This is a genomic window from Collimonas sp. GW821-FHT02H07 (assembly GCF_059421505.1).
Map to the genome: position 1 here is coordinate 254,574 of NZ_JBWKVC010000007.1, position 13,035 is coordinate 267,608.

Sequence of the window (13,035 nt, forward strand, 5' to 3'; positions counted from 1 at the left end):
AATTTCATTCACATATAAGGATAAAACACTTCGTTGGCATTCGCACGGCTTGCTCACTAGTATCGGCATATTCCGTTCTGATGAGTGACCTGCCATGAAACTTGCAACCCGCGTGTTCCTGATATTTTCTTCAGGCTATTTCATCTCTTACCTGGCGCGCGGCATCAATTTGCCGCTGGCGCCCCTGCTCAGCAGCGAGCTCGGCTTGTCGCCTGCGCAGCTGGGCTTGCTGACCAGCCTGTATTTCTTTGCTTTCGCCGCCTGCCAGCTGCCTTTGGGGTTGTTGCTGGACCGCTTCGGCCCGCGCCGGGTGCTGGCCTGCTTGCTATTGGTTGCCGCCACCGGCGCGTTGGTGTCCGCCGACGCGCATGGCTTCAGCGGTCTGCTGGTCGGCCGCCTGTTGCTGGGAATCGGTACATCTGCATGCCTGATGGCCGGCCTGAAGGCGATCGTGGCGTGGTTTCCGCATGATCATCTGCCCTTGATGAACGGCGCCATTTATGCGATTGGCGGCTTGGGGGCGGTGGCTACCGGCACTCCGATTGCCTGGGCGCTTGGGGTGACTACCTGGCGCGTGCTGTTTGTGGTGGTGGCTGGGTTGATCTTGCTGATTGTGCTGGGCTTGTTCACGCTGGTGCCGGAGAAGGATGAGCAGCATCCTGAAAGTACGCTGGGTGCGCAGCTGCGCGATATCGGCGGGATTTTCCGCAGTGCTGTGTTCTGGCGTACGGCGCCGTTTGTGATGGCTAGCCAGGGGGTGTTTCTTGGGGTGCAGGGTTTGTGGGCGGGGCCTTATCTGCGGGATGTGGGTGGCTTGGCTGCTGCTGCGGCGGCGAATATCGTGGCGCTGACGGGGCTGGCGATGGTGCTGGGGGCGGTGGGTTCGGGCTGGCTGGCGCGGCGTTTGCAGCAGCGGGGGATTTCCTTGCATGTCACTGCGGGGGCGGGGATGTTTTTGTTCATGCTGGCGCAGTTGCTGATTTTGCTTGATGCGCCGGCGCCGGGCTGGCTGTTGTGGGGGATGTATGGGGTGTTCGGGACTTCTGGGGTGTTGTCTTATGCGGCGCTGGTGCGGGAGTTTCCTGGGTATCTTGCGGGGCGGGTGAGTACTGGTTTGACCTTGGCGATTTTTGCGGGGGCGTTTGTGGTGCAGTATGGGTTCGGCTTGTTGCTGAATGCTTGGCCGCATGATGGCGGGGGTTATGCGGTGGTGGCGCATCGGGCGTCGTGGATGATTGCCTTGGTGGTGCAACTGGCCGCCGGCGCCTGGTTTTGCCGGCCGTTGCGAACTGCAGTTGCACGAGCTGCCAACCAACCTGCCTAACATCTCTGCCCGATCAACTACATTCGCAGTCAAATGGGGTCAGAGTTTTTTTTCGCGTTTTTTGCGAAAATTACTCTGACCCCATTTGACGTTCTACGGAGTGCAGGTCTTGGCATACTAAGAACGGCCTGCGGGTTGATAACACTGTAGCTACTCCGTGGACGCTTGCCGGGGGTAGCCCGGCAGCTAGTCACTTTTTCTTGCTTCGCCAAGAAAAAGTAACCAAAAAGAAGGCGACCGCAAAGCCGTTGCCCTCCCTTCGGTCGGGTCCCCAAATCCGGCGCGTATCAGCCGGGTGGGAGGACCAACTCGCCTTCGGCTCAAACATGTCCTCCCACAATTCCCGGCTGACATGCGCCGGATTTGGCAACGTCTCAATGCGGGGCACGTCAAAAGCAACGGCAACGGCAACTTCAAAAACAACTGCAACTGCAACGTCAAAAGCAACCGCAACTTCAAAAGTCAGCGCAGCATGAAGGACATGGCCGACATGCTGTTTAGCACCCGCACCGCATACTGGACGGACGGCGCTGAAAATGTCAGGTTGACGCCGTCGACTCTTTCCACGATTGGCAGCAGGCAGAACAGGTCGGCTAGCGCCGGATTGGTGGTTTGCAACTTGCAGGTGATGGCCGGCTGCAGGACAAAGGGACGGCAGTCGGCTAGCTTGCTGACTGCGGCCTTGGCGGCTTCACCCAGCAGCGCCAGGGCGTTTTGCGGTGATAGCGATGTGCCGCTGCCGGCGCCGTCCGCCGTCTTCACGCTGACCAGGGTGGCTTGCGGGAACAGTGGCTGGTTTTCGGCCACGAAGACATTGTCGCCGCTGCCGAAAATCACCGGTACGCCGAATTCGCCTGCCAGTGCGCCGTAGATGCCGGCTTCGCCCAGTTCCTGGCCGTTGAGCCAGATGCGGGCAAAGGAAAAGCCGTTGATGGTGTGCGCCAGGATGCCGCGGCTCTGGGCGCGGCCGTGATAGCCGACCATCATCACGCCATCGACGCCGCTGTCGACGCCGCTCATCATGCCCAGCAGGCGCGGCTTGCCGAGGATCTGGCTGGCGGCCGGATGCAGCAGGTCGGGCAGCAGGTTGCGGAAGCCGCCGTGCGAATCGTTCACCACGATCGCGCTGGCGCCGCCGGCCAGCGCGCCTTCGATCACGGCGTTGGCCTCGGCCGTCATCAGGTGCCGTGCGCGTTCGTATTCGGGATTGCCGGCGCGGGTTTGTTCTATGTTGAAAACGCCTGCAACGCCTTCGATATCAACGGAAATCAGTATCTTCATTGTCTTTTCATTATTTAGGTCGGCAGCCTGGCTGCCAGGTCGGAGAGGGCAATACGCTGATGGCCGTCGCGGCCGTTGACGGTTTCTGCGGCAAACAGGGCATTGACGATGGCTTGCTCGGTGCTGTCGGCTACCGCTTCAAACAGCGGATCGAGCAAGCTGTCGTGCAGGCATGCGCTCTCGCGGATGGCGTCGTGCGGGCGATAAGGCACGGTCTGGGCGGTGGAAAACGCCAGCGCCAGGTCGCCGCTGCCATGGCCGTAGATCGAGCCGGTGCGGCCCAGGCCGATGCCGCAGCGGGTCGCCAGCCGCCCCAGCTGGCGCGCGTCCAGCGGCGCATCGGTGGCGATGATCATGATGATGGAACCCATTTCCGGCGCGTCCCCGGTGGCCGTGCGCAGCGCCAGCAATTGCGCGCCAAGGTGTCGGCCGGCCAGGGTCAGGGCCGGCAGCTTGCCGAAGTTGGACAGCACCAGCGCGCCCACGCAATATTGGCTGCCGCCGATCTTGACGCAGCGCGAGGCAGAACCGATGCCGCCTTTGAGATCGAAGCTGGACATGCCGCGGCCGGCGCCGACCGCGCCTTGCGCAAATTCGGCAGCGGCGGCGGCCAGCGCCTGCTGGTAATGCTCTGGTGCGACGACCATCGCCTGGATGTCGTTCAGGTAGCCGTCGTTGCATTCGAACACCAGCGGGTTAACGGTGGGATCGCTGCGGCCGATCTCGGGATTGCTGCCGATGGCGCAGCGGATCTGCGCTGTCGCCACGGTGCCGACCGAGAGCGTGTTGGTGAGCGCGATCGGCGTCTCAAGCACGCCCAGTTCCTGCACCTGCAGCAGGCCGATGCTTTTGCCGAAGCCGTTGAATACAGTCGCTGCGGCTGGCAGCTTGTCGCGGAAGAGATCGCCGCCGTGCGGCTTGATTACCGTCACGCCGGTCTGGATGGCGCCCTGCGCCAGCGTAGCGTGGCCGACAGTGACGCCGGCGACATCGCTGATGGCGTTGAGCGGACCGGGCGGCAATCTGCCGATGTGAGGAAGGGCTAGCATCAGCGGCGGTCGATCTTGGGATCCAGGGCGTCGCGCAAGCCGTCGCCGAGGAGGTTGAAAGCCAGCACCGTCAGGAAAATCGCCAGGCTGGGGAAAATCGCGATATGCGGCGCCGTCATCATGTCGGACCTTGCTTCATTCAGCATGGCGCCCCATTCCGGCATCGGCGGCTGCGCCCCCATGCCGAGGAAGGACAGGCCGGCGGCAGTGATGATGGAAGTGCCGATGCGCATGGTGAAATACACCACCACACCCGATATCGTGCCAGGGAAGATATGGCGCAGGATGATCGTGAAATCGTTCGCGCCTATGCTGCGCACCGCTTCGATGAAGGTCAGGTGCTTCAGCGCCAGCGTGTTGCCGCGCACCAGGCGGGCGAAAGTCGGGATGCTGAAAATCGCCACGGCAAAGATCACGTTGCTCATGCCGCTGCCGAGGATCGCCACGATGCCGATCGCCAGCAAGATGCCGGGGAAGGCGAACAGCACATCGCAGATGCGCATGATGATGCGGTCGGCCCAGCCTTCATAATAGCCGGCGATCAGGCCGGCCAGGGTGCCGACCACGGCGCCTACCGCCACCGAGAGAAAGCCGGCGGTCAGCGAAATCCGCGTGCCCATCAGGATGCGGCTGAAAATGTCGCGGCCGAGCGAGTCGACGCCGAACCAGTGCGCCAGCGACGGTCCTGCGTTCAAGGCGTCATAGTCGAAATAGTTCTCGGCGTCGTAAGGCACTATCCAGGGCGCGGCGATCGCCACCACGATCAGGAACAGCACGAAGCAGCCGGCGGCGACCGCCAGGTGCTGCTTCTTGAACTTGCGCCAGAATTCGCTCCAGGGAGTGCGTACGCTGCTCGGCAGCGGTGCGGCCGAGGTTGCTGCAGGCGTGGCTGCGACAGGATTGGATGGCGTCGACACGGGCGGCCTCACTTGTAACGGATGCTAGGGTTGATGACGGCGTACAGCACGTCAACCACCAGGTTGATGAAAATGAATTCCAGCGAGAACAGCAGGATCTCGGCCTGGATGATCGGGTAATCGCGCATTTCGACAGCGTCGATCAGCAAGCGGCCCATGCCGGGCCAGTTGAACACCTTTTCCACCAGGATGGAACCGCCCAGCAGGAAGCCGAACTGCAGGCCCATCATGGTCACCACCGGGATCAGCGAATTGCGCAGGCAGTGCTTGAGCACCACCACGGTTTCCGACAAGCCTTTGGCGCGCGCGGTGCGGACGAAATCTTCATGCAGGATTTCAATGAAGGAAGAACGGGTAAAGCGCGCCATCACGGCGGCCACCGCGGCGCCCAGCGCCAGCGACGGCAGGATGTAGTGGCGCCAGCTGTCGGCGCCGATGGTCGGCAGCCAGCCGAGCTGGACCGAAAACAGTTCCATCAGCAGCATCCCCAGCGCAAACGAAGGAAAGGAAATGCCGGACACCGCCAGCGTCATGCCGAGCCGGTCAGGCCACCGGTTGCGCCAGACGGCGGAGGCAATGCCGATGACCAGGCCGAACAGCACCGCCCACGCCATGCTGGTGACGGTGAGCCAGAAGGTGGGCCAGAAGCGTTCTGCAATTTCAGCGCTGACCGGGCGCTTGCTGCGCAGGGAGATGCCGAAATCGCCGCGCAGGGCCTTGCTGAAATAGTTGACGAACTGTTCGGGCAGCGGCCGGTCCAGGCCCAGGTCCTTGCGGATCAGTTCCACCGTTTGCGAGTCGGCCTCGGGGCCGGCCACCAGCCGGGCCGGATCGCCCGGCAGCAGATGGACGAATAAGAACACCATTACCGCGACAATCAGCAGGGTAGGTATCAGGCCCGTCAGGCGTTTTAGTACGTAAGGAAACATGGGGTACTCGGATAGTTGGCCACATTGCGGCGACAGAATCTGTTTGCTGGCATCTCCGCGGCGTCATTCCCGCGCACGCGGGAATGACGCACTGACGGATGATTATTTCAACTCGATTTCATCGAAGTTAAACGAACCGTCCGGCATCACATACACGCCCTTCAGGTTCTTGTTGCGCGCATACAGCAGTTTTTCCGTGACCAGGAAAGCCCAAGGCGCGTCTTTCCAGATTTCAGTCTGCGCATCCTTGTAGAGCGTGGTCTTTTCCGCGCGGTCGGTCGTGGTCAGCGCCTTGGCGATGTCGGCGTCGACTTTCTCGTTCTTGTAGTAAGCCGTGTTGAACAGCTTCGGCGGGAACGATTCCGACGCCAGCAGAGGACGCAGGCCCCAGTCGGCTTCACCGGTCGAGGACGACCAGCCGGTGTAGTAGATGCGTACAGGTGCATTGGCAGGAACCGGCGCGCTTTCCACCTTCTCCACGCGTTGGCCTGCTTCCAGCGCCGTCACCTTGGCCTTGATGCCGACTTGCGCAAGCTGCTGCTGCACGAACTGGATGACTTTCTGCGCGGTGGTATTGTTATAGGCCGACCACAATTCAGTTTCAAAACCGTTCGGATAGCCAGCCTCGGTCAGCAACTGCTTGGCCTTCTTCGGATCGTAAGACCATGGCCCGGTCTTCAGTGCGTAGTCGACGCCCTGCGGCAGCACGCCATCCTGTGGCATGGCGTAGCCGCTGAAGGCGACCTTGACCAGCGCTTCCTTGTTGATCGCGTAGTTGATCGCTTGCCGCACTTTCGGATTGTCGAAAGGCTTCTGCAGCATATTCATCGAGAGGTAGCGCTGGATGATGGATGGCGATGAGATCAGGTCCAGGTTGGGCTTGCTTTTCAGCAGTTCGGCCTGCTCGTAAGGCAGCGGGAAGGCGAACTGCGCTTCGCCGGTTTGCATGACGGCGCTGCGGGTATTGTTGTCGACTACCGGCTTCCAGGTGATGCTGTCGACCTTCGGATAGCCTTTTTTCCAGTAGCCGTCGAACTTGACGACCTTCATGTAGTCGGTCTGCTTCCATTCGACAAACTTGAACGGGCCGGTGCCCACCGGGTGAAAGCCGATGTCCTTGTTGCCGTACTGCTTCAGCGCGGCCGGTGAAATCATCGCGGCCGAAGAGTGCGCCAGCGTATTGATGAATGGCGAGAACGGCTCTTTCAGGGTGATCTTGACTTCGTAGTCGTTGACCGCGTCGATCTTTGAAATACGGTTGAACAAATTGAAGCGCTTGAGCTTGTTGTCCGGATTGATGACGCGTTCCAGGTTGACCTTGACGGCGTCTGCCTTGAAGTCGGTGCCATCCTGGAATTTGACGCCCTTGCGCAGGCGGATGGTGTATGCCAGGCCGTCCTTGCTGACTTCATAGCCGTCCGCCAGCACATTGACCAGTTTCAAGTCTTTGTCGAAACCGAACAAGCCCTGGTAGAACGACTTGATCGCGGCCTGCGACAAGGTGTCGTTGCTGTCGTAAGGATCGAGCGTAGTGAAGGTCGAAGCGACCGCCAGCGTGACGTCCTTGGCGGCGAAAGCGTGACCGGCGGCGAATTGGGCCGTCAGTGCCACCGCGGTGCTGGCGACGATCTTGCTGAAGTGATTGCCGAAGTGTTGAGTAGTGCGCATGTGTTACTCCCCTGGATCAAAAAGTCATTGAAGACAAACAAACAGATAAAGCGGAAAAACAAAAAAGCCGTTCAGAAAGCGCTGGAAATCCGGTGCGTCGCCACGAAATGCCCCGGTCCGACCTGTTTCAGCGGCTCCACGACCGGCAGGTCGCCGACATCGCGGATCGGGCTCGGAATCTCACCCGCCAGCACCTCGCGCTGGCGATGGCGCTGGTTGGGATCGGCCACCGGCACCGCCGCCATCAGCTTCCTGGTGTACGGATGCTGCGGATTTTCAAAGATGGCGCGGCGCGGACCGATCTCGACGATCTGTCCCAGGTACATGACCGCGACCCGGTGGCTGATGCGTTCCACCACCGCCATGTCGTGTGAAATGAAGATGAAGGAAATCCCCAGCTCGCGCTGCAGGTCCAGCATCAGGTTGACGATCTGCGCCTGGATCGAGACGTCCAGCGCCGATACCGATTCATCTGCGATCACGATCTTCGGATTCAATGCCAGCGCGCGGGCGATGCAGATGCGCTGGCGCTGGCCGCCGGAGAATTCGTGCGGGTAGCGTTGCGCATGTTCCGGCAGCAGGCCGACCCGTTCCAGCAAGGAGGCGACTTTTTCCTGGGCGCCTTCGGCCATGCCGTGCACCAGCAGCGGTTCCATGATGGAGTAGCCGACCGTCAGGCGCGGATCCAGCGAAGCGAACGGATCCTGGAAAATGAACTGGATCTCGCGCCGCAGCGAGCGCAGCTCCGAACGCGGCAGCTTGGCCAGGTCGCGCCCGCCGAACTCGACGCTGCCGCTGGTGATGTCGACCAGCCGCAGCAGCGAACGGCCGGTGGTCGATTTGCCGCAGCCGGATTCGCCCACCAGCGCCAGCGTTTCGCCCGGATAGAGATCGAAACTGATTTGCTCGACCGCATGCACGCGTTGCTTGACGCGGCTGAAGACGCCGCTCTTGACGTCGAAGCGGGTGGTCAGCTTGCGCACTTTCAGCAAGGGCTGCTGCTGCGGATCGGCGCCCGGGATGCTGCGGATGATTTTTGCTTCTGCCGCCATTTCCGGCGTGACGACGGCGCCGGCGATGGCGATCCGTTCCGGCTGGTCGGTGCCGTGCATGGCGCCCAGCCGCGGCACCGCCGCCAGCAAGGTCTGGGTGTAAGGATGCTGCGGTGCTTCGAAGATGGCGTGGACGTTATTTTCTTCAACCTTTTCGCCACGGCACATGACCACCACGCGATCGGCGATCTCGGCCACCACGCCCATGTCGTGGGTGATGAAGATCACCGCCATCTGCATTTCATCCTGCAGCGCGCGTATCAGCTGCAGGATCTGTGCCTGTATCGTCACATCGAGGGCGGTGGTCGGTTCGTCGGCGATCAGCAGCGACGGCTTGCAGGACAGCGCCATGGCGATCATCACGCGCTGGCGCATGCCGCCGGACAGCTGGTGCGGATGGCGGTCCAGCAGCCGGCGCGCTTCCGGGATGCGGACGATTTCCAGCATGCGCAGGGCTTCGGCGCGCGCCTCGGCCATGCTCTTGCCTTGATGCAGGCGGATCGATTCGGCGATCTGTTCGCCGACCGTGAAGACGGGATTGAGCGAGGTCATCGGCTCCTGGAAAATCATGGCGATTTCCGAACCGCGGATGTGCCGCATGGTGCCCTGGCTGGCCGTGGCGAGGTCGATGACGCTGCCGTCGCGCCGCTGGAAGTTCATGCCGGCGCCGCTGATCCGGCCGCCGCCGTAGTCGATCAGACGCATGATGGCCTGCGACGACACCGACTTGCCGGAACCCGATTCGCCGACGATGGCCAGCGTCTCACCGGCATCGATATGGAAGGACAGGTTGCGCACTGCCTCCACCTTGCGTTCGGAGGTGGTGAAGCCGACGCTCATCTGCTCTACCGTCAGCACCCGGCGGCCTGTTTGCATATTCATATGATCGCTTCCTGGGGTTGCCATATTTCTTGAATGGTTATTTGTAAATCGCCGTCACCGGGGCGGCGCCGACCTTGGCGTAGCCGCGGTACATGCCTTCGGTATTGAACGGCAGCGCCACATTGCCCTTGGCGTCGATGGCGATCAGGCCGCCGCGGCCCTGGTAGCGCGGCAGCAGTTCCATCACTACCTGTTGCGCCGCATCCTGCAACGAGGCGCCGGCGTATTCCATTCTTGCCGAAATGTCGTAGGCCGCCACCGTGCGCATGAATGCCTCGCCGGTGCCGGTCGCCGAAATCGCGGCGGTGCGGTTGTTGGCGTAGCAGCCGGCGCCGATCAGCGGCGAATCGCCGACGCGGCCTACGCGCTTGTTGGTGATGCCGCCGGTGGAGGTGGCGGCGGCCAGGTTGCCGTGCATGTCGAGGGCGACCGCGCCGACCGTGCCGAACTTGTCGTCCGGATCGATGGGGGCGATCTCGGTGGCCGCCTGGCTGGCGGCGTCGTGGTCGAGCAGCAGCATGCCTTCCTGCTTGCGCGCGCGCAGCCATTGGGCGTGGCGCGCTTCGGTATGAAAGTATTCGGGCGCCACCAGCTCGGCGCCATGCTGGGCGACAAACTCTTCGGCGCCGGCGCCGACCAGCAGGATGTGTTCGCTGTGTTCCATCACCGCGCGCGCGGCCAGTATCGGGTTGCGCACGTGGGCGACATTGGCGATCGCGCCGGCGCCGAGCGTGGCGCCGTCCATGATCGCGGCGTCCAGTTCGTGCGTGCCGGCATGGGTGTAGACCGCGCCCTTGCCGGCGTTGAACAGCGGACAGTCTTCCAGCATGCTGACGGCCTTGGCGACTGCGTCCAGCGCACTGCCGCCGGCCGCCAGGATGCTCTGGCCGGCGCTCAGGATTTCTGCCAGGGCGTCGTGATAAGCCTGTTCCTGTCCGCTGTTCATGGCGCTGCGCAGAATGGTGCCGGCGCCGCCGTGGATGGCGATGGTGGCGATGTTGTTTGAGGTGGTCACGTTATTTCGCTTTCGCTGCTGATTTGGTGGTTGCGGTTTTGCTGTTCTTTGTCTTCGCTGCGTTGACGCCGTCCGCGTGATAGAGCCAGGGCAGCACCGCCTCGGTCATTTTCGAGGCGGCATGCACTGACCGGTTGGCGCGATGCGCGACCGCGTCGCACACGGCCTGGATCAAGGACAAGGCAGCGGCGTCGGAGGTCGGCGACAGCTGGCGTTCGGTCTGTGCATATAGCGTGACGTCCGCCAGCGGCACCAGCGGCGAGGTCGGGCTGTCGGTAAATGCCAGCACTTGCGCGGCGCGCTCCTTGGCGCGCGCGGTCAGCGTCACGGTATCGGTGACATAGCGCGGATAAGCCAGCGCGATCACCAGGTCGCGCTGGTCCAGCTTGAAGAACTGGCGGCTGGCTTGCGAAGGGCCGCCGGGGCCGGCCACCGACTGCACCGTGCGGCAATACGGTTCCAGCGCGTGCGCCATGATGCCGGCCAGGAAAGCGCTGGCGCCGAAGCCCAGTATGAAAATCCGTTCGGCATTCAGGATCATGCTGACTGCCTGGTCGCACTGGGCCGGCGCCAGGGCGCGGCGGGTGGCTTCCAGGTTTTGCATGTCGCCGCTGAGCGCGGCGGCCATGATTTCGGCGCTGCTGGCGGCACGCTGCACCTGGTCGCGCAGTTTTTCCACCGGCGCCAGCGAAGAAGCAAAGTCCAGCACCAGCGCGGCGCGAAATGCCGGGTAGCCGTCGAACGAGAGCGCATGGGCGAAACGGTTGGCGGTCGCCAGCGAAATGCCGACCACGTCGGCCAGTTCGTCGATGGTCATGGTGGCGGCGCGAAACACGTTCGCAAGGACGTAGTCAGCCGCCTTGCGATGCGCTTTCGAGAGCTCCGGATAGGCTTTGCCTATACGTGCGGCAACCGCGCTTTCGCGTTGCCATGCTGTGACTGCGGCGTGTTGCATGAGCCATCCCCGGTAAATGATTTTTATAATTTGTGTAAATATATTTTCATTTTCCATGCAAGTAAAGGAAATTTATTTTCTTTTTTAAGATGTGTATTTTGTGGCATCGAATCTGTGCGCATGTGGTGCAGGGACGGCTCGCGGGTGTTGCAGGAATGCGGCTTTGCACCATTTTTGCCTCGCGCCTGTCTGTCATGGTGCGCCTTGAAACGGCAGAAGAAAAGAGGCAATGTTGACAGCTGGCGGGCGGCATGGCGATGACAGCGCAGAGATGGTTGCTTGCGTGTATTCTTCTTGCCACATGCCTCATAGGGCACGTTGAGCGCACATTAAGTACACATTAAGCGCACCTTATTTCGGAGAAGAGAATGAGTGAAAACGTAGAAAGCTTGCGTCAGCGCCTGATCCGCAACTTCAATACCGTCCCTACCGTGCACGACCTGCGCGAACCTTTATACGATTCGCTCTGCGCGCGCCTGGCGACCGGCACGGCGGCGCAGAAGCTGGGCGCCAGCATAGATACGGTCGCGCCCGGAAAAATCTCCTGCCCGTATCACTTCCATTACGCGCAAGAGGAAATGTTCATCATCCTGGAAGGCAGCGGTTCGCTCAGGGTGGCGGGAGAAATGCTGCCGCTGGTCAGCGGCGACATCATCTTCATTCCGCCCGGCCCGGAATATCCGCACCAGATCGTGAATACCTCGGACCAGCCTTTGAAGTATCTCTCGGTGAGCACCAGGGAACAGCCCGAGGTATGCGAATACCCCGATTCCGGCAAGTTCCTGGCGACCGCGTCCGCCGGCGGCGAACGGGTCTTCGATGTGATCCAGCGCGCTGAAAACGATCTGGATTATTGGGATGGCGAGCCTTGAACAAGCCAGTAGGATGGGCACAGCGTGCCCACGCGTGAAGCGGCCCATCATTCTTTGAGGGCGAGGGCTAAAGAGCGTTTTCAATCTGGCATGAAAAAATCCCCTCGCCGGAACAAGCGGCGGGGGGATTTGCAAGATAGATCAGCCAGGCGAGTGGCGGCTTACCTCACGCAGACATAACCAACTCCAGCAGTAGCGAATGTAGTTCCGATCGGACTTCCTACAGAATTGAAATCGCCTGAGAGTGTTCCCCATGTGCCGCCAAGCTTCCACCAGATATTCGCATACTCTCCAGCAACTGCCATGCTGGCAAAGTCGCCGCCCGCAGTAGCGAATGCTGCCAGATTTGCCTGTGTCGCGACAGCGCCGTTGCCATACATGCTGCAATTCGCCCCCGCGGTCGCTTCCACATCGGTGTTGTGATCGCTCTGCATGGTCCAATAATGACGGCCGCCAGCCAGGATCACCGCACGCACCTGAGTCGAGCTGCTGCGGGTGCTGCTGTTGATGGCCGCGGTGACATTGGCGGTTGGATTCGCTGTTGCTGTCGACGTGGCTGTCAGTTGGATTGTTGCGTTGCCGGTGGCGTCTGTCACCGACGTTGCTCCGCTCAAATTGCCCAGGGTCGTTGTCCAGTTGACGGTGGCGCCGGCAACAGGATGACCTAAAGCGTCTGCTACAGTCGCCGTCACGGTATTGGTTTCAGCGCCGTTTCCGGTGATCTTGGTTTTTGCCGAGACAATCGCCGTGACAGTTGCCGTAGCTGTGTCGGCGATGAAGTTGACGACAGGCGCATTCACTGCTGTGCCGGCATTGACTTGCGCTGTCACTTGCGCGGCGCCAAGCGCAGCACCGGTGAGGCTGACCGTGGCGCGGCCGTTGGCGTCGGTAGGGCTGCTGGCTGCGGACAGGTTGCCGCGGTCGGTGGCCCAGCTGACGCTGATGTTCGGCACGACGTTGCCGTTGGCATCCTTGACGATGGCTGCGAAGGTCGCTGCATCGGTATTGTTGGCGACGACCGTGGTTTTATCGACCGTCAAGTCGCCGCTGCCGATGCCGCCGCTGCTGCTGTCTGCCGTGAACGTCACGGC

At 61.6% G+C, this 13,035-nt stretch carries 11 protein-coding genes; 2 read left to right on the forward strand and 9 right to left on the reverse strand.

What is annotated here, in order from left to right:
• Nucleotides 1–94 precede the first annotated feature (94 nt).
• Nucleotides 95–1,324, forward strand: a complete 1,230-nt coding sequence (locus tag AC07V8_RS13625) for an MFS transporter (protein WP_494678513.1) — start codon at nucleotides 95–97, stop codon at nucleotides 1,322–1,324.
• A gap of 462 nt (nucleotides 1,325–1,786) precedes the next feature.
• Here the strand turns inward: AC07V8_RS13625 and AC07V8_RS13630 are convergent, their stop codons facing one another.
• The 8 genes from AC07V8_RS13630 to AC07V8_RS13665 all read right to left on the reverse strand — a co-directional run bounded on the left by AC07V8_RS13630 (nucleotide 1,787) and on the right by AC07V8_RS13665 (nucleotide 11,072).
• Nucleotides 1,787–2,605 carry a M55 family metallopeptidase gene (locus AC07V8_RS13630; protein ID WP_494678512.1) on the reverse strand — a complete coding sequence of 273 codons (819 nt, stop codon included), beginning with the start codon at nucleotides 2,603–2,605 and terminating at the stop codon, nucleotides 1,787–1,789.
• Nucleotides 2,606–2,619: 14 nt separating this feature from the next.
• A complete protein-coding gene (locus AC07V8_RS13635) occupies nucleotides 2,620–3,654 on the reverse strand; it encodes a DmpA family aminopeptidase (RefSeq protein WP_494678511.1) in 1,035 nt (344 codons plus the stop codon).
• Nucleotides 3,654–4,514, reverse strand: a complete 861-nt coding sequence (gene gsiD / locus AC07V8_RS13640) for a glutathione ABC transporter permease GsiD (RefSeq protein ID WP_230427503.1) — start codon at nucleotides 4,512–4,514, stop codon at nucleotides 3,654–3,656. The genes AC07V8_RS13635 and gsiD overlap by 1 nt, the downstream gene beginning before the upstream one ends.
• Before the next feature lie 65 nt (nucleotides 4,515–4,579).
• Nucleotides 4,580–5,500: a glutathione ABC transporter permease GsiC gene (gsiC, locus tag AC07V8_RS13645; protein ID WP_494678510.1), complete on the reverse strand. Its 921-nt coding sequence runs from the start codon at nucleotides 5,498–5,500 to the stop codon at nucleotides 4,580–4,582.
• 102 nt (nucleotides 5,501–5,602) lie between these two features.
• A complete protein-coding gene (gene gsiB / locus AC07V8_RS13650; RefSeq protein WP_494678509.1) occupies nucleotides 5,603–7,168 on the reverse strand; it encodes a glutathione ABC transporter substrate-binding protein GsiB in 1,566 nt (521 codons plus the stop codon).
• Between the two features lie 71 nt (nucleotides 7,169–7,239).
• Nucleotides 7,240–9,096, reverse strand: coding sequence for a dipeptide ABC transporter ATP-binding protein (locus tag AC07V8_RS13655; protein ID WP_494678689.1), 1,857 nt, complete (start codon nucleotides 9,094–9,096; stop codon nucleotides 7,240–7,242).
• A 43-nt stretch (nucleotides 9,097–9,139) separates the two neighbouring features.
• Nucleotides 9,140–10,048, reverse strand: a complete 909-nt coding sequence (locus AC07V8_RS13660) for an isoaspartyl peptidase/L-asparaginase family protein (RefSeq protein WP_494678688.1) — start codon at nucleotides 10,046–10,048, stop codon at nucleotides 9,140–9,142.
• Nucleotides 10,049–10,118: 70 nt separating this feature from the next.
• Nucleotides 10,119–11,072, reverse strand: a complete 954-nt coding sequence (locus AC07V8_RS13665) for a MurR/RpiR family transcriptional regulator (protein ID WP_494678508.1) — start codon at nucleotides 11,070–11,072, stop codon at nucleotides 10,119–10,121.
• Between the two features lie 368 nt (nucleotides 11,073–11,440).
• Between AC07V8_RS13665 and AC07V8_RS13670 the strand changes: the two genes are divergently transcribed.
• The gene (locus AC07V8_RS13670) at nucleotides 11,441–11,944 is read left to right on the forward strand and encodes a cupin domain-containing protein (protein ID WP_494678507.1); all 504 of its coding nucleotides are present in this window, start codon (nucleotides 11,441–11,443) and stop codon (nucleotides 11,942–11,944) included.
• A 161-nt stretch (nucleotides 11,945–12,105) separates the two neighbouring features.
• Here AC07V8_RS13670 and AC07V8_RS13675 read toward each other — a convergent pair.
• The coding region (locus tag AC07V8_RS13675) for an Ig-like domain-containing protein (RefSeq protein ID WP_494678506.1) at nucleotides 12,106–13,035 on the reverse strand (930 nt) is incomplete at its 5' end.

Excerpts from the sequence above, each read along its gene's own strand:
- AC07V8_RS13660 (WP_494678688.1), bottom strand. The coding sequence starts at position 10,048 with ATGAACAGCGGACAGGAACAGGCTTATCACGACGCCCTGGCAGAAATC.
- AC07V8_RS13630 (WP_494678512.1), bottom strand. The coding sequence starts at position 2,605 with ATGAAGATACTGATTTCCGTTGATATCGAAGGCGTTGCAGGCGTTTTC.
- AC07V8_RS13670 (WP_494678507.1), top strand. The coding sequence starts at position 11,441 with ATGAGTGAAAACGTAGAAAGCTTGCGTCAGCGCCTGATCCGCAACTTC.
- AC07V8_RS13625 (WP_494678513.1), top strand. The coding sequence starts at position 95 with ATGAAACTTGCAACCCGCGTGTTCCTGATATTTTCTTCAGGCTATTTC.
- AC07V8_RS13655 (WP_494678689.1), bottom strand. The coding sequence starts at position 9,096 with ATGCAAACAGGCCGCCGGGTGCTGACGGTAGAGCAGATGAGCGTCGGC.
- gsiC (WP_494678510.1), bottom strand. The coding sequence starts at position 5,500 with ATGTTTCCTTACGTACTAAAACGCCTGACGGGCCTGATACCTACCCTG.
- gsiB (WP_494678509.1), bottom strand. The coding sequence starts at position 7,168 with ATGCGCACTACTCAACACTTCGGCAATCACTTCAGCAAGATCGTCGCC.
- AC07V8_RS13665 (WP_494678508.1), bottom strand. The coding sequence starts at position 11,072 with ATGCAACACGCCGCAGTCACAGCATGGCAACGCGAAAGCGCGGTTGCC.
- AC07V8_RS13635 (WP_494678511.1), bottom strand. The coding sequence starts at position 3,654 with ATGCTAGCCCTTCCTCACATCGGCAGATTGCCGCCCGGTCCGCTCAAC.